This window comes from Amycolatopsis roodepoortensis, assembly GCF_014873915.1.
In the GTDB taxonomy this organism is placed as follows: domain Bacteria; phylum Actinomycetota; class Actinomycetes; order Mycobacteriales; family Pseudonocardiaceae; genus Amycolatopsis; species Amycolatopsis roodepoortensis.
Genome location: NZ_JADBEJ010000005.1, coordinates 1,749,726 through 1,772,659 on the forward strand (window position 1 = coordinate 1,749,726; position 22,934 = coordinate 1,772,659).

Below are 22,934 nucleotides of genomic sequence, written 5' to 3' on the forward strand. Positions count from 1 at the left end.
GGACTTCCTACTGTTTTAAACCCATCCACTCGCGTGATGGCGCTCTCACTCGTCCTTGACAGCTCGACGTGCACCAGTATATTCAACCCGAGGGTTAAACAACCGATTGATTGAGCAGCGATGACCACTGATCAGCTCAGCGCCACGTTCGCCGCCTTGGCGGACCCCACCCGGCGGGCGATCCTCGCCCGGCTGGCCACCGGCGAGGCCAGCGTCAACGAGCTGGCCGAACCCTTTCCGGTCAGCCTTCAAGCCATCTCCAAACATCTCAAGGTCCTCGAGCGCGCGGGCTTGGTCAGCCGGAGCCGGACCGCGCAATGGCGGCCCTGCCGGCTGGAGGCCGCCCCGCTCGGCGACGTCTCCGAGTGGGTCGAGCGGTACCGGCGCTTCTGGGAAGGCGGTTTCGACCGCATGGAAGAACATCTCGCGGAACTGAGGAAAGGCGAACGAAATGACTGAGACCGTCACCCTGCCGGCAGTCGTGTCGGCGGACGAATGGCAGATCGCCCGAGACGCGTTGCTGGCCAAGGAGAAGGAGCTCACCCGCGCCGCGGACGCGATCGCCGCCGAGCGGCGGCGGCTGCCGATGGTCCGCTTCGACAGCACGTACGAGTTCGACGGGCCCCAGGGCCGGGTCACCCTCCTCGACCTGTTCGAGGGACGCCGTCAGCTGATCGTCTACCACTTCATGCTCGCCCCCGGGCAGAAGGCGGGCTGCCCCGGCTGCTCGATGCTCGTGGACAACATCGGCCACCTCGCGCACCTGCACGCCCGCGACACCACGCTGTACGTGGTCGCGCCGGCGACCCTGCCCGAGATCGAGCGGTACAAGGAGCGGATGGGCTGGACCGTGCCGTGGGTTTCGACCGTCGGCGGCTTCAACCCGGCCTGCGGCATCGACGGCGGGTTCGGCGTCAGTGTCTTCCTGCGCGACGGCGACGACGTGTTCCGGACGTACTTCACCACCGGCCGCGGCGGGGACCAGCTGGTGGGGACGCTGCGGTACCTGGATCTGACGCCGCTCGGGCGGCAAGAGGCATGGGAGGAATCCGGCCGCGGGACCGACGGCCCCGGGCACTGGTGGAAGCGCCACGACGAGTACTGAGCCCGGAAGTCCGTGGAGGCCTCCTTGCCTACCCTGACGGTCAGGGCCCCGGCAAAGTCGCATGAACGCCGGCGGTGCCGTTCTTGATGATCCGAACTGGACCTCCGGCGGGCAGCTGCCAGCGGGTCCGAACGGGCAATGTCCGCAAAGGACACCAGAGGACGGATCGGTGTCCTTACGGTTTCGGACAGGGCTCGTGAGTGGTTAGGACGGTTCTAACCGCCCTTGCCACTCACGAGACGTGACCCACCAGACCCGCCGCGTTTGCTCGCCCGTAGTACGTAATGGCCCCCTTCATGTACTGGGGAAGGTGTGAAGGTCGAGTTTCCTCGGCTGAGCCGAGGGAAGGGGTCCTTCACGCGCGACCGCTGTGACTGCTGGGCCTGGTGGTGTTGCCGAGGCTGAGGTGGCGATGCGTAGTCCTTGAAGGCCTCCTTCCCTACCTTCAAGGTAGGCAAGGAGGCCTTCACGGAACTTTTCGCGGAGCATGTCGAGAACCCCGCGACCGCTCCGACCCCCTGGTGTCCGGCGCCCGGAAGGCGGGCGCCACACCGGAGGGATCAAGCCATGCGCAAGCTCGTCTACGCCGTCCACACCTCGCTCGACGGCCGCATCGAGGGCCCGAACGGCGAGTTCGACTGGGCCGAGATGGGCCCGGAGCTGTCCGCCCACTCGCAGGAGCTCACCGACCGCGCCGACACTCTCCTCTACGGACGGCGGGTCTGGGACATGATGTCGTCGTACTGGCCGCAGGCGGAAGAGATCTCGGACCACCCGCACGATCTCGAGTACGCGCCGATCTGGCGGAAGACGCCGAAGATCGTCTTCTCCCGGACTCTGGAAGAGGCGGACTGGAACACCGAGGTGATCGGCGGCGACCTCGCCGCACGCGTGGCCGAACTCAAGGACAGGCCCGGCAAGGATCTGCTGCTGATGGGCGGGGCCGAACTGGCCACCGCGGTCGCCGACCACGGCCTGGTCGACGAGTTCCACATCGTCGTGCACCCGGTGGTGCTCGGCGGCGGCAAGCAGGTGTTCGGCGGCGGCGCGCGCACGGACCTGCGGCTGACCGGCACCCGGACGATGGACGGGCGCGCGGTCCTGCTGACCTACGAAAAGAAGTGAACCCCGGGCGGCAGCCCCTACGCTGCCGCCGTCAGGTTCACCTCGCGTTGCTCGCCCGCAAGGCGATCCACTGCCGCATCGCGTACTCGACCAGCGTGATCAGCGTCTGCTTCGTCGACTCCCGTTCCCGGGCGTCGCAGCGGACGATCGGGATGTTCGGGTCGATCGACAGCGCTTCACGCACGTCGTTGATGTCGTGCTCGAGGATGCCGTCGAAGGTGTTCACCCCGACGATGTAGGGCAGGCCCCGGTCCTCGAAGAAGTCGATCGGCGCGAACGAGTCGGCCAGCCGTCGCGTGTCGGCCAGCACCACGGCGCCGATCGCGCCGCGGACGAGGTCGTCCCACATGAACCAGAACCGCTGCTGCCCGGGCGTGCCGAACAGGTAGAGGATCAGGTCCGCGTCCAGGGAGACCCGGCCGAAGTCCATCGCGACCGTGGTGGTCGATTTGTTGGGCGTCTGGTCGAGGTTGTCGATCCCCCGACTGGCGTCCGTCATCATCGCCTCGGTGGTGAGCGGGACGATCTCCGACACCGAACCGACGAAGGTCGTCTTACCCGCACCGAAGCCACCCGCCACGACGATCTTCGCGGATGTCATGGTCGGGGGCGCGGTTTCCCGCGGTGCCTTAAAGCCGACGGAGTCCACTCAAAACCCTTTCCATCAACACCAGATGTGCCTCGGCGCCGTCATTGCCCGAAATCGTCTTGTGCACGCTGACCAGCCCCGCGTCCGCCGCGTCGCTGATCAGCACGCGTGCCACACCCAGCGGCACGCGCAGGGTCGCCGCGATCTCGGCGACCGAACGCGGGGTGCGGCACTCCTCGATGATCGAAACGCACTCGATCTGGTCCGCGGCGATCGCGGGGAGGCTACCCGAGTCGACGTGGTCCTTGGTGGAGATGAGGGTCTCCAGCTCGAGAGCGTAGTTCGCCTTGGTCCGGCCCCCGGTGAGGGCATAGGGACGGACGATCGCCGTCTCCTCGAGCGGCGACGGCGCCTGCTCGAAGACGGCGGGCATGATGAACTCGCCACTGGGTGGACCCGGGTCGAAAAGACCACCTGGTCTCGGCCCGACGGCGCCTGCGCCGCTGTCGGGTGGAGAAGCAAGTGAGGTCACGCGGTCTCCTTGATCGGTCGGCTGCGGGACTGCCGATTCCCCGGCGGCGGGTGCTCCGCCCGCCCGGGAATCCTGAGGGTGCTTGTTCTTCTTGCGCTTCCGACGACCACGTCCCGAATCCAGGGTGAAGCCGTTCAGGACGTCGGCGAAGGTGCCGTCGTCCCGTGAACCGGCGGCATTGGCAGCCCCCGCGTGCGGGGGCTGGTGTTCACCCGTCCCCGGCGGTTCGCCGAAGGATCCGGACCCGGTGCTCATCGGGACATCATCCCACCGGTTCGCCGATCAGCGACCCACCGGCGCCCTGCAATTGCGCGCGAAGTTCCGGGGTGAGGATCTGGCCGACGCGATCGACGAGCATCGTCATCTCGTAGGCGACCTGTCCGATGTCGCAGTTCGGGGCGGCGAGGATGGCCAGGCAGGAGCCGTCGCTGATGGACATCAGCACCATGATGCCGAGTTCCATCTCGACGACGGTCTCGTTGACCGCGCCCGCCTCGAAGCACCGCGCGGCGCCCTGGGTCAGGCTGACCAGGCCGGACGCGACGGCGGCCAGCTGGTCGGCGCGGTCCAGCGGGAGCCTGCTGGACGCGGTGAGCAGGAGGCCGTCCGCCGACACCACCACGGCGTGCGCCACTCCGGGTACGCGCTCGGCGAAGTCGTTCACCAGCCACCCGAACTGGTTCTGCTGGGGCTGGGCCGGGTTCGGCGAGGTCATTCACCCTCCAGGGTTTCGTGGTTGGCTTCGGTCGCCTGGGCTGTGTGGTGCCGTCCGCGCTGGATGCCCTGCTGGAAACTGCTCAGGCGACCGCGCACGTCGTGCGCGTCTCGCTGTGGTCGGGGGGTGACCGCCCCGGCGGGCGGTCCCGCGCTGCCCGGGAGCAGCTGCTCCCCGCGACGGCGCCTGGGTAATCCTGCCGAAGTCATCCGCGAGGGCACGGACTGGGACACCGCTTGGGCGGCTTTCCAGCCTTCGTCGGAGCCGAAGTTCCAGGCGTCCGTCCGCTCGGTGACGGCGACCGGTTCCGGTTCCGGGCTCGCTGCCTGCGGTTTCCTGCTCGGCAGTGCGGCGGGCGGGGCCGCGGGACGCGCGGCCGTCTCCGCGGACTCGGCTGCCTTCGCGGGCTCGGGTGCCTTCGACGGCTCGGGCGCCGCGGCCTGCTCGGTGGCCGCCGTCTGTTCGGGCTTCGCGTCCGGCTGGGTGGTGGCGGGCCGGGCGGCGGCCGGCGTGGCCTTGTCCGCCGCCTCCTTGCGGCCCCGCTTGACGCCTTGCTGGAAGCTGCTCAGCCTGCCGCGCACGTTCGCCGGGTCACGGACCGGCAGCTCCGATTTGGCGGCGGGTTCGGCGGCCGGGACCGACGACGCCGCGCTGCCCGGCAGGAGCTGCTCGCCCTTGCGGCGACGCGGCAACCCGGCCTGGGTGAACGTCGACGGGGCGTTCTGGGAGACCTCCTGCACCGTGCGGAAGGCCTTGTCGCTGGCGAAGTCCCAGGTGCGGGCCTCCTGCTCGGCGGTCGGCGCGGGCTCGGCCGTCTTCTCCTCGGGCTCCTTCGCCCCCGGCTTCTCCTTCTTGGCCGCGGGTTTCTCCGCGGGCTTTTCCGGAGCGGGCGCGGGCGAACGGAACCACGCCGACAGCATCTCGTCGAAGATCGGCGTCGTCTCCGATTTGGGCGCCGCGGTGGGCGGCGGCGGGGTCGCCGGGGCGGGCGGGGTGGTCGCCTGGCTCCACCATTCGCTCAGCGTGGTCCCGGTGTTCTTGGCCTCGAACAGTTCCTTGCCGCTGGGCAGATCGCCTTCGGGCGGGGCCTGCTTCTCCGCATCCTTGGCGACCGGCTCGGGCTCGGCGGCGGGTTCCGGTTCGGGACGGCGCGGTTCCGGCGCGGGCGGCGGTGTCGTCTCGTCCTGGGGGATCGGGCTGAACAGCGCCGTTCCGGAAATCTCCACATCGGACGGCGGCCGCTCCTTGGGACCGTGCCCGTTGACGCCGGGTTTGGTGTGGCCTGCCAGGTCGTTCGCCGACGGCCACCGCTCCCCGCCCTGCGAGGGCACGCTCGGCATCGCCGGGCGCGAACCGTTCGCGGGCCGCTGGCGGCGGGGCAGGCCACCCGGCTGCTGCGGCGGAAGCGGCGCGAGGCGCTGGGTGATCGGGCCGGTGGCGGGACCGGGGTCTCCCCCGGGCGGGGCCATCACGAGATCCGCCGGAACCGAGACGGTCGCGCGCACGCCGACGATGTCCTTGCCGCCGTGCAGCGAGACACCGATGCGGTGCCTGCTGGCCAGCCGGCCGACCACGAACAGGCCCATCCGGCGCGAGGTGGTGAGGTCGACGTTGGGTGCCTCGGTGAGCCGGGCGTTGGCCTCGGCGACCTCGGCCTCGTTCATGCCGATGCCCTTGTCGAGGATGTCGATGCCGAACGAGCCGTCTTCGACGAGCCTGGTCGCGACCGTCACCTGGGTTTCCGGGGCGGAGAAGGCCGTGGCGTTGTCCAGCAGTTCGGCGATCAGGCGCATGAGATCGTTGGCCGCGTACCCGACCAGCCGCACCGGCGGCGGGTTCTGCACGGTGACCCGCTGGTACTGCTCGATCTCGGACACCGCCGCGCGCACCACGTCGGTGGCGGAGACCGGCTGCCCGGAACGCCTGCCCGGCTCGGCGCCGGAGAGGACCATCAGGTTCTCGTTGTTGCGGCGCATGCGGGTGGCGAGGTGGTCCAGCTGGAACAGCGTGGCGAGCTGGTCGGCGTCCTCCTCGTCGCGTTCCAGCCGCTCGATCAGCTGAAGCTGCCGCTGCACGAGGCTCTGGCTGCGGCGGGAGAGGTTGACGAACACGTTGCTGTAGCCGGTCCGCATCGAGGCCTGCTCGGTGGCCAGCCGCAGCGCCTGGTGGTGCACCTTGTCGAAGGCCCTGGCGACCTCGCCGATCTCGTCGTCGCCGCCGACCGGGACCGGCCGCACGTCGGTGCCCTGCGAACGGCCCTCCTGGATGTTGCGGACCGCGTCGGGCAACTGCTTCTCGGCGACGTCGAGTGCGCTGGCGCGCAACACTTTCAGCGAGCGCAGCAGCTGCCGCGTGATGAGGAAGACGACGGCGACGGCGAGCACCATCGCGCCGAACAGCAGGACCGCGAGCAGGCCCGCGCCGCTGCTGGCGTCGTCGACCAGTTCGGCCGACACCGCGCTCGTCTCGGCGCCGAATTTGTTCGCGACCTCGCCGACCTTCCCGATCACCGCGGTCGAGGCGTCGGTCCAGCCCTGCGCGGACAACGAGCGGAACGCCTGCGGGGACGGGGTTCCCTGTTCGCCGAGGGCGGTTTTCGCGAGCCTGTCACGGTTTTCCATCGCCTGGTCGGTGACGGCGGCGCCGAACTCCTGGCGCTGCTGTTCCGAAGCGGCGGCACGGAAGTCGGTGAGGCGGTCGGCCAGCCGGAGTTCGGCGGTGCGCACCTGGTCGAGCTCGCTCGGCGCGAGGCTCGACCGGGCGATGCCGAAGGAGACCAGGGCCTGGCTGAGCGACAGCTGTTCCTTCATCATGGCGAGGTCGTGCAACGCCGTGGGGGTGCCACCGAGGACGTCCTGTCCGGCACCGGCGGCCAGCGCGGTGTCGAGGGCGAGCAGCGCGGTGGTGACGTCGGTGTACTCGCCGATCGCCTGCACCGGGTCGAGCTGCCCGGAGGAGGCCCGCTGCCGGATGTCGGGCAGCCTGTCGAGCTGCGCGGCCGCCGCTTCACGCGCCTGACGGAGCGACGGCTCGTTCTCCACGGCACGCGTCGCAGCGGCGCCGTAGAGCGGGATGGCGGTGTCGACGTCGGCGCGCGCCGAAGCGAGCTCAAGGGTCCCGCCGACGGTGCCGGCGGTCAGCCCCGCGGCGGACTGGGTGCGTTCGCGGCCGAGGCCGTCGGCGAGGGTGCGGATATGCCCGCTCAGCGCGACGAGCCGGTCGAGCCGCTGGTAGCCGTCGGACCGGCCGACCTGGCCGGCGATGGTGGCGATACCCAGCGCGAGCGCGATGAGGATCGGCACCAGCGTCACGGCCGACAGCTTCACCGGCAGGCTCCAGTCCCGCCAGCGCACGAGCGTGCGCCAGCCGGTGGCCCACCGAGATGGCCGGGGAGTGCGTCCCAGCAGCTCCCCGACCGGCACTTGGCCTTCTCCTGCAACGGTCACGTAGGTGACTCCCTGTCCGGCGTCCTGGCTCGGTCTGAGGCGCCCGTTCCCGCGAGGTAGGAGCCTGCGGGGAACTCGGCCCCGGTCTGACCGCGTGATCGATCGCGACGTGAGGGACCCTGTCCGGCGCTCCGGGTGTCCCGAGTGCCCCTGGGTACACCGGTCCGCTTCGGGAGGTCTTGCACCTGCACGTGCAGGTCGCAACCTGCGAAGTGCATGGTCGTCGAGATCAACTTTTCTTTGCCAATCGATCACTGCGGGTCAGCCGGGCCAAAGAATCGTACACCAATCCGGGTGCCGTCAATTCCGTTCAGTACACGGGTGCTGACCAGCGAAAAGCGTGCGTCCGAACGATCCGCGGGGCCGGAAAACCGCTCGCGCGTCACAATCGAGGGAATTCCGGTTACGGGTTGCGCGGATACACAGGGTGCCCTAATCACCCGATCAGCCTACGTACGGTAGCCGCGTCGCCCGGACGAACTACTTTCCGTGCCCCCAACGGGTGGGTCAAGCCCAAATATGTGCCCGATGTTGTGGCCTTGCCCCTCACGCCGGTTCGATGTCGCCCGACATGGTGATTTCTTTCGAGACACCTGGCCAAGCGGGGGATCTTCCCCGGGCCGGGATGGCGGGCACGGTATCGGAGCCCGTCGCTTCGAGGTAGCGAAACTACGATCTGTCACCAAATTGGGTGACAGAGCGTGGTCACTGTCCATCATTTGCCGCAGTGGGCCGTTCGGGCGACGACCGCGCGTGACAATCCTGCTCACTACGACGAGTGATAAAGGCGGTTCATTCCGGCCGAAACGAATTCCGGAAACACCAATGGAAGGTAAAATCGAATACCTCCCCACGCCTTCGTGGAACCGGGGTCGCCTATTCAGAGCGGGTGAAGCCGTAGTTAGTATGTGCGCTCCCCGTACCGCGCCACGGATGCAAGCCCCGGAGGAACCCATGCCCGACGTCGCGCGTCCTTACGCGGCGAGCAACGCCCTGGAGGACACCGGGCAGATGCCCGCGCTGTTCGTCCGCGAGCGCCAGCCCACTCCCCCGCCGCCGCGCGCCACCGGCCCGGACTTCGACCGGATCCAGCACGGCAAGGAGTTCGTCGCGCTGCGCAAGACCTTCCGCCGGTTCGTCTTCCCGATGAGCCTGCTCTTCTTCACCTGGTACATGACGTTCGTGCTGCTGGCGGCCTACGCGCACGACTTCATGAGCCGGAAGGTGTGGGGCGAGGTCAACGTCGGCATGCTGCTCGGGCTCGGCCAGTTCGCCAGCACGATCCTGATCACGATCGCCTACCTGAAGTTCGCGAAGAAGCGGCTCGACCCCAAGGTCGAAGCCCTGCGGGCGTCCGTCGGGGCGGGTGAGCGATGAGCATCCCCGACAACGACCCGGTGCTGAACATCGCGGTGTTCGGGCTCTTCGTCGCGATCACCCTGTTCGTGGTGTACCGCGTCAGCACGCGTAACTCGTCCACTTCGGACTACTACGCCGCGGGCAGCGCCTTCACCGGACGACAGAACGGCATCGCGCTTTCGGGTGACTTCCTCTCGGCGGCGTCGTTCCTCGGTATCGCCGGGGCGATCGCGATCCACGGCTACGACGGCTTCCTGTACTCGATCGGGTTCCTCGTCGCGTGGATGGTCGACCTGCTGCTGATCGCGGAGCTGCTGCGCAACACCGGCCGCTTCACCATGGGCGACGTGCTGAGCTTCCGGATGAAGCAACGCCCGGTCCGCGCCGCGGCCGCGACGTCGACCCTGGTGATCTCCTTCTTCTACATGCTCGCGCAGATGGCGGGCGCCGGCGGGCTGGTGGCACTGCTGCTGGACATCCACGGCGGAATCGGCCAGGCGCTGGTGATCGGCGTAGTCGGCGTCGTCATGGTGCTGTACGTGCTGGTCGGCGGGATGAAGGGCACCACGTGGGTGCAGATCATCAAGGCGACGATCCTGCTGCTGACCGGTGCGCTGATCACGGTGTTCCTGTTCGGCAAGTTCGGCTTCAGCTTCTCGAACCTGCTCGCGGCCGCCGCCGACAACAGCCCGCTCGGTGACGAGCTGCTGGAGCCGGGCGGCTCCTACGGCAAGAGCGAGGTCACGAAGCTGGACTTCGTCTCGCTGGCGCTGGCGCTGGTCCTCGGCGCCGCCGCGCTCCCGCACGTGCTGATGCGCTTCTACACCGTGCCGAACTCGCGCGAGGCGCGCCGCTCGGTCGTGTGGGCGACCGCGTGCATGACGATCTTCTACCTGTGCACCCTGGTCATCGGCTTCGGCGCGGCCGCGCTGGTCGGCCCCGAGGCGATCAAGAACGCGCCCGGCGGGGAGAACTCGGCGGCCCCGCTGCTCGCGCTGAACATCGGCGGCACGGTCCTGCTCGGCATCGTCTCGGCGGTGGCCTTCGCGACCATCCTCGCCGTCGTCGCCGGGCTGACGATCACCGCTTCGGCGTCCTTCGCGCACGACGTGTACGCGAACATCTTCAAGCGCGGCAAGGCGGAACCGGCTTCGGAGGTCCGCGTCGCCCGGCTCACCGCGGTCGCCGTCGGGGCGCTCGCGATCGTGGGCGGCATCCTGGCGAACGGGCAGAACATCGCGTTCCTGGTGGCGCTGGCGTTCGCCGTCGCGGCGTCGGCGAACCTCTCGACGCTGCTGTACTCGCTGTTCTGGAAACGCTTCAACACCACCGGCACCCTGTGGGGTATCTACGGCGGGCTGATCGCCAGCCTGGTGCTCGTGTTCTTCTCGCCGGTGATGTCCGGGGCCGCGGACTCGATCATCAAGAGCGTGGACTTCCACTGGTTCCCGCTGAAGAACCCGGGCCTGGTGTCGATCCCGTTCTCGTTCCTGTGCGGGTTCGTGGGCACGTTCGTCGGCCGGTCGAAGGCCGATCCGGTCAAGCACGCGGAGATGGAGGTGCGGTCCCTCACCGGGATCGGCTCCTGACGCCCGGGTGACGCGAGTTCGCCCATCGACGCACGCACCACCCCCAGGTACGTGAAGGACCCCTTCACTGCGCTAGGCGCAATGAAGGGGTCCTTTATGTACCTCGACCTTCAGATACCCGGAGGCCGTCCAGCACGATCGTGAGAAGCCGCTTCGTGTCCTCTTCCGAAGCCTTGCTCGCGGCCGAACCCAGCCCGTGCCCGAGCCGCAGGATGTCGACGCCCGCGACGTCGGGCCGGAGCACGCCCTCGTCCTGAGCCGCCTTCACGATCGTGTCGGCCGCGGCCCGCAACCGTGCCTGGCACCAGGCGAAGACTTCGGAGCCCGCGTCGACGGACGCCTTCAGTGTCATCGCGAGTCCGTGCTTCTCGACCACGTAGACGACGTGCGTGGCCAGCCACGTCTCGAGTGCCTCGCCCGGCGGCAATTCGTCGAGCAGGTCGTACGCCTGCTGCGCCAGCCCGTCGATCTCATCGCGGTAGACGGCCTCGATCAGCTTGTCGCGCGTCGGGAAGTGCCGGTACAAAGTGCCCGCGCCGACACCGGCGCGTTTCGCGATGTCGTCGGCGGGCACGTCCACGCCGTCGGCGGTGAACGCCTCCTTCGCCACGGCCACGATGCGCTCGTAGTTGCGCCGCGCGTCCGCGCGCATGGGGCGGGCCGGATCGGCCGTGACCATCTGCACCTCCTCGGGCGACGAAAACGGAGACGTTCTCCGAATTCACTTGCGTAAGCGGAGACTGTCTCCATATCATCGCTCATGACCTCAAGTGGAGAGTCTCTCCGCTTCATCTCGTTACGTCTTCGGAGTATTCCTTGACCGAGCGAACCCTGCGTGCCGAGCCAAGGCCGGAAACGGCCGGGGCCCCGTCACCTCCGCACCGGCTGGTCCTCCCCCTCATCCTGACCTGTCAGCTCATGCTCATCCTCGACGCGACGGTGATGAACGTCGCGCTCCCCCGCATCCAGTCCGAACTCGGCTTCACCGATACTGGCCTGTCCTGGGTGATGACCGCGTACAGCCTGGTCTTCGGCGGTCTGCTGCTCCTCGGCGGCCGGGCGGGTGACCTGTTCGGCCGCCGCCGGACGTTCGTCGTCGGCACGGCCGTATTCACCGCAGCCTCCCTGCTCGGCGGCCTCGCCGGTTCGGCGGAACTGCTCATCGCGGCCCGGGTCGCGCAGGGCGTCGGCGCCGCGCTCGCCGGGCCGAGCACGCTCGCGCTGATCACCAGCACGTTCACCGAAGCCAAGGCGCGAGTGCGCGCGCTGGCGTTGTTCTCGGCGATGTCCAGCAGCGGTTTCGCGATCGGCCTGCTGCTCGGCGGCCTGCTCACCGAATGGATCTCGTGGCGCGCGGCGCTGTACATCAACGTTCCGTTCGGGCTCGCGATCGTGCTGCTCACCTCCCGGTACGTGGCCGATCCGCCTCGGCGGCGCGCCCGGCTGGACCTCCCCGGCGCGTTCACCGGCACGCTCGGCGTCGGCTCGCTCGTGTTCGCCTTCACTCACGCCGCGTCGCACGGCTGGGGCGACACGATCACCCTCGGCAGCCTCGCCGTCGGGCTGGCATTGCTGGCCGCGTTCCTCCTCATCGAGACGAGGGTGCGCGAACCGCTGATCCCCCTGCGCCTGTTCGCCGAACGCGACCGCGCCGCGGCCTACGTCAATTTCTTCCTCGGGCCGATGGCGATGATGTCGATGTTCTTCTTCCTGACCCAGTTCCTGCAGGACATCGCGGGTTTCGCCGCGCTGGAGACCGGCTTCGCGTTCCTGCCGATGGCGGTCTGCATGTTCCTGCTGAGCAGGCTGATCCCGAAACTGCTCCCCCGGTTCGGGCCGAAACCGCTCGCGCTGACCGGGACCGCGCTGATGACCGGCGGCGTCGTCTGGCTGACCACCCTGACCACGGACAGCGGCTACTTCTCGCATCTGCTCGGGCCGATGCTGCTGATGGGCGTGGGCGCCGGGCTGGCGTTCTCCCCGCTCAGCGTGATCATCATGGCGACGGTGCCCACCGACGACGCGGGTGCCGCGGGCGGCGCGCTGCAGACGTTGCAGCAGGTCGGGGCGACCCTCGGGCTGGCGATCCTGATCACCGTGTTCGGCGCGGCGACGCGGACCCCGTCGGGAAACCCGGCGGAGACCACGGTCGCCGGAATGACCGCGGCGTTCACCGCCGCGGCCGTCGTGACGGCGGTGTCGTTCCTGGTGGCGCTGACCTTCCGGCGCCGGGCCTAGAGCTTGACGCCCGCCTGGACCTTGTGCGTGACCTTGCGCTCCATCACGAACGAGAAGAACGGGATGCAGCCGGCGATCAGCACGAGGAGCGTGCCCTTCATCGACCAGCGGGCCTTGATCGCGAGGTCGACCGCGAGCAGCAGGTAGATCAGGTAGAGCCCGCCGTGGACCATGGGGATCATCTTCACGAACTGGGGAAGTTCCACGCGGAAGACGTACTGCAGCAGCATTTCGACGACCAGCCCGAGCAGGGCCACACCGGTGGCGTACGCCGCGACGCGGAACCGGATCAGCGGTCCGCCCAGCGAGACCGGGCGGGCCGGGGCGGCGTCGTCAGTTCGGGTGGTCATAGGGTCTCGAACCTCTCTGGGACTACTTGTCGCGGGCGTTGAGTTCGCGAAGGTACTGGTTGTACGCGGCGAGCTCGTCGTCCTCGGGGGGCGGCGGAGCCGGGGCACGCCGCTGCCGGGGCGCGGGCACATCCGGGACGGTGGTCTCGGCCACCGGTTCCCGGGTGTCGGCCTCGGCGGCTTGGCGGCGGAGCTTGCGGATCCGCCAGAACATGAACGCGGGGAACAGCCCGAACAGCGGCCACTGCAGGACGTAGCCGAGATTCTGGAACGTCCCGCTGGCCGAGGAGAACCGCTCCCACTGCCACCACGCGAGCCCGCAGCACAGCGCCAGGCTCACCAGGCAGACGGCGGCGATGCCGAGACGGCGCAGGAGGACGGGCGAAGCGGACACACATCGACGCTAGCACTGGGCGCGCGGCGAATCCTCGCCGACCTGCACGCTCGGGACCTTGGTCCTACCTCCGACGTCGTGAGTGGTAAGGACGGTAAGGGCCTGCCGGGGTCCTGTTGGGTGCTGGGCTTGGCCGGGGGTTGCGAAAGCCACTTTCACAACCTTCGACGTTGCGAAAGCCACTTTCACAACGTCGACCGTGGCCGGACACGACACCGCCCTGGCGAGCATGTCGCGAAAGCCACTTTCGAGACGTCTGATGTCCCGAAAGTGGCTTTCGCGACACCTTCCCCGGGCCTTCACCGACCGGACGAACCGTCTTTACCACTCACGAGCGGGTGGCGACGGCCTTCGCGTAGTCGTCCGCCAGCCCGAAGACCTTCTGCGCGTACTCGGTCGAGTTGTTGTACGACAGGATTCCCTGCCACCACCCCGACGCGGCCGCCATGTCCCGGTTGTTCACGCACAGGTAGCGCGCCGCCGCCAGCGTCGCGTCGTCGATCTGCTGCGGGTCGCCGAGGCCGTCGCGGTTGCCGTCGGCGGCGTACCGGCGCCAGGTGCTGGGGATGAACTGCATCGGGCCGACCGCGCGGTCGACGGCCGAGTCGCCGTCGAACTGGCCGCCGTCGGTGTCGCCGATCGCCTTGACGCCGGGCGATCCGTCGAGCGGGACGCCGATGATCGGCTTCGACGGCCGCCCGTCCTGGCCGAGGACGGCGCCGCCGTACTGGCCGTGGTTCGACTCGATCCGGCCGATCCCGGCCAGGGTCGCCCACGAGATCTTGCAGTTCGGCTGCATCTGGCGCATCGCCAGTTCGGCGTTGCCGTAGGCGAGCAGGGCCCTGGCCGGGATGCCGGTGGCCTGCGCCGCCCTCTCGGTCCAGGCGGTCAGGGGGTCCTTGCCCGGTTTCGGCTGTGCCTGCTGGGGCGCGGTCTGCTGGGTCGCGCCGCCCGCGACGGTGGCGTTGACCGGCGCGATCGAACCGGGTTCGACGTCCGCCGCCTTGACCTGCAGCGCCGGGATCTCCATCGTCGTGGGGCTCGCGACCGGGGCGGAGGCCTTGGTGACCAGCCAGATCCCGCCCGCGGCGAGGGCGAGCACGGCCAGCACGATCACCAGCCTGCCGAGTACGGCGGCGCCCGCCCCGCGGCGGCGCGGAGCGGGCGTGGCCGGGTCGGCGACGAGCTCGTCGTTTTCCGGGGTGGTGCGCACGAAGCGGGTCCTCCAGCGTGGGCGGCGATCACGACCGATGCTCGAACAACGAGCCCGCGCAGGTTAGCGTTACGCGGTCGCCGGAATCGCCCTTGCCACGCCGGTTCACCCGCGCGTGCGAGAAGTTCTCATCAGGCGGACTTCTGCTGCCTCGCCAGCCGCGCCACGCACCAGGCCGGGGCGCTGCCGCGGCGGAGGTGCTGCAAAACGGTCATCGGGCCGAGACGGCGGCTCAGGTCGGACGGGGCGAGCCCGGCCGCGCGGTAGTCGAGCGCGCGCTGGTCGAGCGGGCTGATGCCGGCGTCCCACCAGGCTTCGGCCTCCGCGACCCCGCCGACCATCTGCCACCAGCCGGCGGCCGCGACGAGCAGGTCCTGCGGGACCTCCGGGAGACGGCGGCGCATCGCGTCGAGGTAGCCGGGATCGGCGGCCTCGACCGGCGCCCAGCGGCCCTGGCCGGACTGCTGACGCTGGCCGGGGATTCCGGGCGCCTGCCTCGGCACGTCGGCCAGCCACGCCGACGCGATGCGATCGGCTTCCTGCTCCTCGGGGGTCTGCTCACGCTCGGCCGCCCACTGCCGGATCAACGCATCGACTCCGGGATCTCCGGTCATCCCTGCCTCCTCATGATTCCCCGACTGACAAGCCCTGACTTACTTGCCCGGCTGAAAGTTCCGCTGCCGTGAGGCTTGCACCTGCGGAAACTCCTCGCCCAGGAGGCCGGCTCCGGCGCCTGGAGGACCAACCGATCACGCAATGTGAGCACCGTAGGGGCGCGGAGGTCTCTTCCGCCAGAGCTTCCCGGGCACGAATTCGTCGACCAGCGGGTTTTCGGGGGCAATCCACCCGGATGGTCGAGTCGTGCGACCGAAATGCGAGACGGGTGACGCTGAGTGATAACCGCAGGTGGCTGCGCACGGTGATCACCGGCGTCACCAAGGACACCGGTGATCACCGGAACGAGGGTCAGGAGAAGAGGCTCCGGACGAACGTCACGATGGCTTCGGCACCGGACCGGAGCCAGCCGAGCGCGGTGTGGACGGCGTCCGCGGATTGCGTCGGCCTGCTGATCAGAAAGAAGAGCACGAGCGCGACGACGGCGATGACAACGAATTTCTTCAAGCCGGGCGACATGGCTCCATCCCATCACACCGTAGTGTCCAGACGATGACTCCGCGCGCACTGCGGACTTTGTCACCACTTTAAGGAGAAGCGGGCCCTGTTGCCCACCCGGATTCCCAGAGGGAGCGATCGATGAGCGAAAACGTCCTCGTCCACCGGGACGGTCCGGTGACGACGATCACGCTGAACCGCCCCGAGTCGCGCAACGCCGTGGACGGGCCGACCGCGAACGCTCTCGCCGACGCGTTCCGCGCCTTCGACACGGACGAGGAAGCCGCGGTCGCCGTCCTCACCGGTTCGGGTGACGCCTTCTGTGCCGGAGCCGATCTGAAGGCCATCGGCACCGGCCGCTCCAACTCGCTCAGCCCGGCGGGTGACGGACCGATGGGCCCGTCGCGCATGGTCCTGTCGAAGCCGGCGATCGCCGCGGTCCGCGGGCACGCCGTCGCGGGCGGCCTGGAGCTGGCGCTGTGGTGCGACCTGCGCGTCGCCGACACCACGGCCGTGTTCGGCGTGTTCTGCCGCCGCTGGGGGGTGCCGCTGATCGACGGCGGCACGGTGCGCCTCCCCCGCCTGATCGGGCATTCGCGGGCGATGGACCTGATCCTCACCGGCAGGCCGGTCGACGCCGACGAGGCACTCGCGATCGGGCTTGCGAACCGGGTCGTGCCCGACGGCGAGGCACTGGCGGCCGCGCAAGCGCTGGCACGCGAACTGGCCGCGTTCCCCCAGGCGTGCCTGCACGCGGATCGCAAATCCGCGTACGGCCAGTACGGGCTCACCGAAGAAGAGGCGCTGCGTGCCGAGTTCTCGAACGCGCTGATCGACGGCGGGCTCGCCGAAGAGGCCGTCGAAGGCGCCGGCCGGTTCAGTGGCGGCGCGGGGCGTCACGGCAGCTTCGAGGGGGATCGGTCCTAAGGTCTGTCGGATGACAGAAACCGGAGTCGCGCTCAGACCGGTGTCCGAAGACGACCTGCCGATGCTCGAAGCGCTCACGAACGATCCGCGGGCCGCGGGCCCGTTCGAGTGGCACGGCTGGCACGACCCGCATTTTCTGCGCCGCCGCTGGGCCGAGACCGGCATGCTCGCCGCGGACAACGGGATGCTGATGATCGAGCTCGGCGGGCAGCGGCTCGGTTTCGTCTCCTGGCACAAGACCAGGACCGGCTCGACGTCGTACTGCTGGAACGCCGGGCTCGTGCTCATCCCCGAGGCACGCGGCCACGGCTACGGGACCGAGGCCCAGCGGCTGCTGGTCCGCTACCTCTTCGCGCATACGCAGATGAACCGGGTCGAGGCGTCGACGGAGGCGGGCAACCTCGCCGAGCAGCGCTCCCTGACGAAGGCCGGCTTCACCCGGGAGGGTGTGCTGCGCGGCTACGGGTTCCGGGACGGGGCCTGGCGCGACCACATCCTCTATTCGGTGGTGCGATCGGACCTGGGCCCCGACCCGGAACACCTCTAGGCGATCGTCCCCGCGGCCCGGAGCCGTTCGATCCCGTCGGCGTCCACGCCGAGTTCGGCGAGGACCTCGGCGGTGTCGCCGCCCTTGGGCCGCGGCGGTTCCGGCGTCTCGGCCGGCGTGCGGTCGAACCTCGGCGCGGGCGCGGGCTGCATCATGCCGCCGACGTCGACGAACGTCTTCCGCGCGACGTTGTGCGGATGCGACGGCGCCTCCTTCGGGGAGAGCACCGCCGTCAGGCACGCGTCGGTGCCCTCGGCCTTCGCGACCAGCTCGTCGCGAGTGTGCTTCGCGACGGCTTCGGCGACGATCTTGCGCAGCTTCGGCCACTCGTTCTTGTCGACGTGGACCGGGGTCTCCTCGGGGTCGAGGCCGAGCACCTTCACCAGGTCGCCCCAGAACCGCATCTCGATCGCGCCGATCGCGACGTATTTACCGTCGGCGGTCTCGTAGGTGTCGTAGAACGGCGCGCCCCCGTCGAGCATGTTCTCGCCGCGCCCGCCGGGCCACAGCCCGGAGTCCAGCAGTCCGTGCAGGCTGGTGGTCAGCAGCGCGGCGCCGTCCACCATGGACGCGTCGACGACCTGTCCCTTGCCGGACGTCTGGCGTTCGAACAGCGCCGCCAGCACGCCCATCGCGAGCAGCAGGCCACCGCCGCCGAAGTCACCGACGAGGTTGAGCGGCACCACCGGCCGCTGCCCGGCGTGCCCGATGGGTTCGAGCGCGCCGGAGATGCCGATGTAGTTGATGTCGTGCCCGGCGACGGTCGCCAGCGGGCCGTCCTGGCCGTAGCCGGTCATCCGGCCGTAGACCAGCCGCGGGTTGCGGGCGTGGACCTGTTCCGGCCCGATGCCCATCCGCTCGGCGACGCCGGGACGGAACCCCTCGATGAGCACGTCGGCGTCGTCGGCGAGTTTCAGCACCAGTTCGACGCCCTCGGGGGTCTTGGTGTTGATCCCGATCGAGCGCCTGCCGCGGGCGAGCGGATCGTTCGGGAACCCGATGACGTCGTTGCCCGGGGTCGCCCGGTCGATCCGGACGACCTCCGCGCCGAGATCGGCGAGGATCGTGCAGGCGAACGGCGCCGGGGCGAGCCCGGCCAGTTCGACGACCTTGAGCCCGCTGAGCGGGCCGGCCTTTTTCGCCACGTCTTTCCTTTCTGCGCCAACGGTTCCGCTACAGCGTGCGGGAGATGATTTCCTTCATGATCTCGCTGGTGCCGCCGAAGATGCGGGAGATCCGGATGTCGGCCCACGCGCGCGCGATCGGGTACTCGGTCATGTAGCCGTAGCCGCCGAAGAGCTGCAGGCAGTCGTCGACGACCTTGTTGACCCGTTCGGTGGTCCACAGTTTCGCCATGGCCGCGCCCTGCACGTCGAGTTCCTTGCGCAGGTGCCGCTCGATGCACTGGTCGAGGAACGCGCGGGACACCGCGGCCTCGGTCGCCGCCTCGGCGAGCTTGAACTTCGTGTTCTGGAAGTTGTAGACCGGGCGGCCGAACGCCTGGCGGTCCTTGGTGTAGGCGATGGTCTGGTCGATCGCGGCCTCCATCCCGGCGACCGCGGTGACGGCGATGATCAGCCGTTCCTGCGGGAGCTGCTGCATCAGCTGGATGAAGCCGAGGCCTTCCTGGGCACCCAGGAGGTTGGCGGCGGGGACGCGGACGTCGTCGAAGTTCAGCTCCGCGGTGTCCTGCCCCTTGAGGCCGATCTTGTCGAGGACGCGGCCGCGACTGAAGCCCGGGGTGTCGGTCTCGACGGCGATCAGCGAGACCCCCTGCGCGCCCGCGTCGGGGTCGGTCTTCACCGCGACTACGACGAGGTCGGCGTGGAAACCGTTGGTGATGAACGTCTTCGCGCCGTTGATCACGTAGTGGTCGCCGTCGCGGACCGCGCGGGTCTTGATGTTCTGCAGGTCCGAACCCGTGCCGGGTTCGGTCATCGCGACGGCGCCGACCATCTCGCCGGAGGCGAACTTCGGCAGCCACGCCTTCTTCTGCTCTTCGTTCGCGTACTCGAGGATGTAGTGCGCGACGATTCCATTGTGGACGGTGACGCCCCAGGCGCTGTCGCCGGAGCGAGCCTGCTCTTCGTAGAGCACCGCCTCGTGGGCGAACGTGCCGCCGCCACCGCCGTACTCCTCCGGGATGGACAGGGCCAGCAGGCCGACCTCGCCCGCCTTCGTCCACAGCTCGCGGTCGACCTTCTTCTCGGCCGCCCAGCGCTCCTGGTTCGGCACGAGTTCCTTCTGGCAGAAGGTCCGGGCGAGGTCCCGGAGGTCTTCGAGCTCCGTCGTGCTCCACGAACTCTTCTGGATCTGCAAGGGCACGGCCAACGCCTCCTGATCGGACCTGGAAAACATGACGCTTAGGATGTAAGTTCCATTCGGAATGTACATCCGTACCGAGCTGCACGTAAAGGGGGCCCGATCCGGTGAGTGTGCTCGGCAGGACCCACCGCACCCAGGCCGAGCGGCGCGAGCAGACCCGCACCGCGCTGCTCGACGCGACCATCGACTGCCTGGTCGACCTCGGCTACGCGCGCACGTCGGTCCAGGAGATCTGCGCCCGCGCCGGCGTCTCGAAGGGCGCCGTGCAGCATCACTTCTCCGCGAAGGCCGAGCTCATGGCGGCCGCCGTCGAACATCTGACGGAGAAACTGCGCGGGCGTCTCGCGACGTCGATCACGGCGCTCCCCGGCGGAGCCTCGGGCGTCGCGGCGGCGATCGACCTGCTGTGGGAGGGCTATTCCGGCACGCTGTCCACGGCGGCCACGGAACTGTGGGTCGCGGCGCGCACCGATCCCGAGCTCCGGGCGGCGATCCGCCCGGTCGACCGGGCGCTGGGCCGTTCGACCCTGGAGCACATCACCGCGGTCGCCGGTGATCTGCCGAAGGAACGCGCGGAGATCCTGTTCTGGCTGACCGTGAACCTCACGCGCGGGCTGGCGCTGGACGCCGAACTCGGCGGCGACCCGAAGCGGCGGCGCCAATTGCTCGACGAATGGAAACGCGTCGCGGTGATGTTGTACGAGGACAGCTCCGCGTAGCACGCGCGAAAGCCCTTCACCAGAGCACATCCGGCACTTATCCCGTCGGCCGATCCATGGTGGAATTCCTTGCTGGACAACGGAACCGGCGGAGGAGTCGACCATGAACGCGCCGCAGCAGCAGCCGTACCAACCGACTGGCCCGTTCGGCGCAATACCGCCCGCCGCCGCCCCGCGCCCGCCGTCCGACGTCCGGCTCCCCCGCCTTTTCGCCGCGATGATGGGGGTTTTCGCCGGCTTGCTGGTCCTCATCGCGACCTTTCTCCCGCAGTCGACGTACGAGCAGATCTCCGACGGCAAGGCGGTGTCGAAATTCGCCGAGACCGGCTGGACGCGGACCTTCGACATCGAACCGTCGGCGGAGGAGAAGGAGTTCTACGACAAGACGCATGTCGCCCGCTACGGCATCCCGCTGTCCGCCGCCGCGCTGACCCTGTTCGCCGGGGCCGCGGTCGGTTTCGCCGCGTACCAGCGCAATTCGGGTTCGCCCGCCGCGACGACGTCGCGGACGCTGCTCATCGCGGGCGGGGCGGGGACCGCGGCCTGCGTCTGGATGCTCGGCATGGACATCTCGGCGAGCCTGAGCTTCGGACAGGACACCGGCCGGTTCGTCTCGCGTTATGGGACCGGGAGCGGATTCTGGATCCTGCTCGCCGGCGGACTCGTGGCGTTGCTCACGATCGGGCTGGCGGTCGTGGCGAACCGCCGTGAACCGGCGTCGCCCCGGCAGGCCCCTTACCCCATCGCCTACACCCCTTACCCGCCCGGCGTTCCCCAGCAGCAGTATCCGCAGGCCTACGAGCCGCCGTCGCCTCCGACCCCGCCCGCGGGATCCGCGTTGCAGCAGCAGGACATCCTTCGCCCCTCCCCCGACAACCCGCCCCAGCCGGGCAATACGTGAAACTGATTCACATCAGCGGTGGACAGTCTCCATACCGGCGGTATGCTGTACTCGTCGGTAACACCTGGGCTCTGCGTGGCGCCTCCCCGGCTCCGCGCGGCATGGAACGGAGACGGCATGACGAGCACGACACCGGCGAGCGCGGGCCACCACACCGAAGGACCGGCCACCATCGGCGACGTCCCCGGCGCCCCGGCCACGGCCAGGGCGGAACGGCTAGTGCGCCGGGTCGTGGGCGGGGCGGATTCCGCGCCGGTCCAGATGCGCGCGCCCTTCACCGGGCAGCCGATCGCGACGCTGCCCCAGGCCACCGACGCCGACGTTCGCGCCGTGTTCGACCAGGCGCGTGAAGCGCAGCGCGCGTGGGCCGAGCGGCCGGTCGAAGACCGCCAGCGCATCCTGATCCGCCTGCACGACCTGGTGCTGAAGCGGCAGGAAGAGGCGCTCGACCTCGTGCAGATCGAGGCGGGCAAGGCGCGGATGGACGCCTTCGACGAGGTCAGCGCCACCGCCCTCGTCGCCGCCTACTACGGCAAGCACAGCGCGAAGATCCTCTCCCCGCGTCGCGCCGCCGGGCTGATCCCGGTGCTGACGAAGGTCGGCGAGATCCGGCACCCCAAGGGTGTCGTCGGGATCATCTCGCCGTGGAACTACCCGCTCGCGCTGACCGCGATGGACGTCCTCCCCGCGCTCGCGGCGGGCAACGCCGTCGTGCAGAAGCCGGACAACCAGACCGCGCTTTCGGCGCTGTGGCTGCAAGAACTCGCCGAGGAAGCCGGGCTGCCCGCCGGTATCTGGCAGATCGTGCTCGGCCGCGGCTCGCAGATCGGCGACGCGCTGGTCGAGGAGTCGGACTATCTCTGCTTCACCGGATCCACGCCCACGGGCAAGGGTCTCGCCGCGAAGGTGGCGGAGCGGCTGACGAGCTACTCGCTCGAACTCGGCGGCAAGAACCCGATGATCGTGCTGCCCGACGCGGACATCGCCAAGACCGCGACCGGCGCGGTGACCGCGTGCTTCTCCTCCGCCGGGCAGCTGTGCGTCTCGGTCGAGCGCATCTACGTCCACGAGTCGATCCGCGAGGAGTTCACTCGCGCGTTCGTCGCCAAGACAGCGGCACTGCGGCTCGGCGGCGCGCTGGATTACCAGGCGCAGATGGGATCTTTGACCTCCGAGGCCCAGCTGGAGACGGTGTCGGCGCACGTCGAGGACGCCCGGTCCAAGGGCGCGAAGGTGCTCACCGGCGGTAAGGCCCGGCCCGACCTCGGCCCGCTGTTCTACGAGCCGACCGTGCTCACCGACGTCACCGAGGACGTCAAGCTGTTCGCCGAGGAGACCTTCGGGCCGGTCGTGTCGATCTACGGCTACACCGACGTCACCGACGCGATCGAGCGCGCCAACGACACGCAGTTCGGGCTGAACGCGAGCGTGTGGTCGCGCAACGGCCGGGCGGGCTGGGAGGTCGCGGCGCGGCTGAAGGCCGGGACCGTCAACGTCAACGAGGGCTTCGCGGCGACCTTCGGGACCGTGGGGCTGCCCATGGGCGGGATGAAGGAGTCCGGCGTCGGACGGCGCAACGGCGCCGAAGGCCTGCTCAAGTACACCGAGGCCCAGGCGATCGCGGTACAACGCGGGATGCCGCTGCGCCCCGGCCGCGGAATCCCGCCGAGGCTCTGGGCACGAGGCCTGAGCGCCGGTCTCAAGGCGCTCCGCCGCCTCCCGCGCCGCTGACCGCCTCGCCACCGCC

The 22,934-nt window shown here is 69.4% G+C and carries 23 protein-coding genes; 11 read left to right on the forward strand and 12 right to left on the reverse strand.

Translation table 11 applies throughout. The annotated features are described in order from the left end of the window. The first annotated feature begins 120 nt into the window (after positions 1-120). From H4W30_RS27550 to H4W30_RS27560, 3 genes are all read left to right on the forward strand, one after another. Entirely contained in the window at positions 121-459 is a 339-nt protein-coding gene (locus tag H4W30_RS27550) for an ArsR/SmtB family transcription factor (RefSeq protein WP_192745484.1), read from the forward strand. Continuing rightward, a complete protein-coding gene (locus H4W30_RS27555) occupies positions 452-1,105 on the forward strand; it encodes a DUF899 domain-containing protein (protein WP_192745485.1) in 654 nt (217 codons plus the stop codon). The genes H4W30_RS27550 and H4W30_RS27555 overlap by 8 nt, the downstream gene beginning before the upstream one ends. Before the next feature lie 567 nt (positions 1,106-1,672). Further along, positions 1,673-2,230, forward strand: coding sequence for a dihydrofolate reductase family protein (locus H4W30_RS27560; protein WP_192745486.1), 558 nt, complete (start codon positions 1,673-1,675; stop codon positions 2,228-2,230). Positions 2,231-2,267: 37 nt separating this feature from the next. Here H4W30_RS27560 and H4W30_RS27565 read toward each other — a convergent pair whose 3' ends face one another. From H4W30_RS27565 to H4W30_RS27580, 4 genes are read right to left on the reverse strand one after another with little or no spacing between them, the layout of a single operon-like run. Beyond that, complete coding sequence (locus H4W30_RS27565) at positions 2,268-2,831, reverse strand: GTP-binding protein (protein ID WP_007033694.1); 564 nt, start codon at positions 2,829-2,831, stop codon at positions 2,268-2,270. A gap of 28 nt (positions 2,832-2,859) precedes the next feature. Continuing rightward, the gene (locus tag H4W30_RS27570) at positions 2,860-3,606 is read right to left on the reverse strand and encodes a DUF742 domain-containing protein (protein ID WP_185927429.1); all 747 of its coding nucleotides are present in this window, start codon (positions 3,604-3,606) and stop codon (positions 2,860-2,862) included. A gap of 7 nt (positions 3,607-3,613) precedes the next feature. Next, complete coding sequence (locus H4W30_RS27575; protein WP_005166055.1) at positions 3,614-4,066, reverse strand: roadblock/LC7 domain-containing protein; 453 nt, start codon at positions 4,064-4,066, stop codon at positions 3,614-3,616. After that, positions 4,063-7,488 carry a sensor histidine kinase gene (locus H4W30_RS27580; RefSeq protein WP_192746842.1) on the reverse strand — a complete coding sequence of 1,142 codons (3,426 nt, stop codon included), beginning with the start codon at positions 7,486-7,488 and terminating at the stop codon, positions 4,063-4,065. The genes H4W30_RS27575 and H4W30_RS27580 overlap by 4 nt, the downstream gene beginning before the upstream one ends. 978 nt (positions 7,489-8,466) lie before the next feature. Here H4W30_RS27580 and H4W30_RS27585 point away from each other — a divergent pair. Continuing rightward, positions 8,467-8,889 (forward strand): DUF485 domain-containing protein, encoded by a 423-nt coding sequence (locus tag H4W30_RS27585; RefSeq protein ID WP_192745487.1) that lies wholly within the window; start codon positions 8,467-8,469, stop codon positions 8,887-8,889. After that, positions 8,886-10,460: a solute symporter family protein gene (locus H4W30_RS27590; protein WP_192745488.1), complete on the forward strand. Its 1,575-nt coding sequence runs from the start codon at positions 8,886-8,888 to the stop codon at positions 10,458-10,460. The genes H4W30_RS27585 and H4W30_RS27590 overlap by 4 nt, the downstream gene beginning before the upstream one ends. A gap of 94 nt (positions 10,461-10,554) precedes the next feature. Here H4W30_RS27590 and H4W30_RS27595 read toward each other — a convergent pair whose 3' ends face one another. Next, positions 10,555-11,139 carry a TetR/AcrR family transcriptional regulator gene (locus H4W30_RS27595; protein ID WP_192745489.1) on the reverse strand — a complete coding sequence of 195 codons (585 nt, stop codon included), beginning with the start codon at positions 11,137-11,139 and terminating at the stop codon, positions 10,555-10,557. Positions 11,140-11,276: 137 nt separating this feature from the next. Here H4W30_RS27595 and H4W30_RS27600 point away from each other — a divergent pair, with 137 nt between their 5' ends. Next, positions 11,277-12,698: an MFS transporter gene (locus H4W30_RS27600; RefSeq protein ID WP_192745490.1), complete on the forward strand. Its 1,422-nt coding sequence runs from the start codon at positions 11,277-11,279 to the stop codon at positions 12,696-12,698. On the opposite strand, the gene H4W30_RS27605 is transcribed toward H4W30_RS27600, so the two are convergent. The 5 genes from H4W30_RS27605 to H4W30_RS27625 form a co-directional block, all read right to left on the reverse strand. Then, positions 12,695-13,048, reverse strand: a complete 354-nt coding sequence (locus H4W30_RS27605; RefSeq protein WP_034322453.1) for a DUF3817 domain-containing protein — start codon at positions 13,046-13,048, stop codon at positions 12,695-12,697. The genes H4W30_RS27600 and H4W30_RS27605 overlap by 4 nt on opposite strands. A 22-nt stretch (positions 13,049-13,070) precedes the next feature. Next, positions 13,071-13,442: a hypothetical protein gene (locus H4W30_RS27610; protein ID WP_192745491.1), complete on the reverse strand. Its 372-nt coding sequence runs from the start codon at positions 13,440-13,442 to the stop codon at positions 13,071-13,073. A 328-nt stretch (positions 13,443-13,770) separates the two neighbouring features. After that, positions 13,771-14,655: a lytic transglycosylase domain-containing protein gene (locus H4W30_RS27615; protein WP_192745492.1), complete on the reverse strand. Its 885-nt coding sequence runs from the start codon at positions 14,653-14,655 to the stop codon at positions 13,771-13,773. A 131-nt stretch (positions 14,656-14,786) separates the two neighbouring features. Further along, complete coding sequence (locus tag H4W30_RS27620) at positions 14,787-15,269, reverse strand: helix-turn-helix transcriptional regulator (protein ID WP_126734844.1); 483 nt, start codon at positions 15,267-15,269, stop codon at positions 14,787-14,789. A gap of 352 nt (positions 15,270-15,621) precedes the next feature. Further along, a complete protein-coding gene (locus H4W30_RS27625; RefSeq protein ID WP_162182762.1) occupies positions 15,622-15,777 on the reverse strand; it encodes a hypothetical protein in 156 nt (51 codons plus the stop codon). A 132-nt stretch (positions 15,778-15,909) separates the two neighbouring features. Here H4W30_RS27625 and H4W30_RS27630 point away from each other — a divergent pair, with 132 nt between their 5' ends. Further along, positions 15,910-16,695, forward strand: a complete 786-nt coding sequence (locus H4W30_RS27630) for a crotonase/enoyl-CoA hydratase family protein (RefSeq protein ID WP_192745493.1) — start codon at positions 15,910-15,912, stop codon at positions 16,693-16,695. Between the two features lie 10 nt (positions 16,696-16,705). Continuing rightward, entirely contained in the window at positions 16,706-17,242 is a 537-nt protein-coding gene (locus H4W30_RS27635) for a GNAT family N-acetyltransferase (protein WP_126734846.1), read from the forward strand. Here the strand turns inward: H4W30_RS27635 and H4W30_RS27640 are convergent. Both H4W30_RS27640 and H4W30_RS27645 read right to left on the reverse strand, forming a co-directional pair. Then, positions 17,239-18,387, reverse strand: coding sequence for a CaiB/BaiF CoA transferase family protein (locus H4W30_RS27640; protein WP_192745494.1), 1,149 nt, complete (start codon positions 18,385-18,387; stop codon positions 17,239-17,241). The genes H4W30_RS27635 and H4W30_RS27640 overlap by 4 nt on opposite strands. Before the next feature lie 28 nt (positions 18,388-18,415). Further along, entirely contained in the window at positions 18,416-19,567 is a 1,152-nt protein-coding gene (locus H4W30_RS27645) for an acyl-CoA dehydrogenase family protein (RefSeq protein WP_126734982.1), read from the reverse strand. 110 nt (positions 19,568-19,677) lie between these two features. Here H4W30_RS27645 and H4W30_RS27650 point away from each other — a divergent pair, with 110 nt between their 5' ends. From H4W30_RS27650 to H4W30_RS27660, 3 genes are all read left to right on the forward strand, one after another. Continuing rightward, on the forward strand, positions 19,678-20,286 hold the full coding sequence (locus H4W30_RS27650) for a TetR/AcrR family transcriptional regulator (protein WP_378234204.1): 609 nt from the start codon (positions 19,678-19,680) through the stop codon (positions 20,284-20,286). 103 nt (positions 20,287-20,389) lie between these two features. Next, positions 20,390-21,187 carry a hypothetical protein gene (locus H4W30_RS27655; protein WP_192745496.1) on the forward strand — a complete coding sequence of 266 codons (798 nt, stop codon included), beginning with the start codon at positions 20,390-20,392 and terminating at the stop codon, positions 21,185-21,187. A 117-nt stretch (positions 21,188-21,304) separates the two neighbouring features. Then, the gene (locus H4W30_RS27660) at positions 21,305-22,918 is read left to right on the forward strand and encodes a succinic semialdehyde dehydrogenase (RefSeq protein WP_192745497.1); all 1,614 of its coding nucleotides are present in this window, start codon (positions 21,305-21,307) and stop codon (positions 22,916-22,918) included. Positions 22,919-22,934 lie beyond the last annotated feature (16 nt).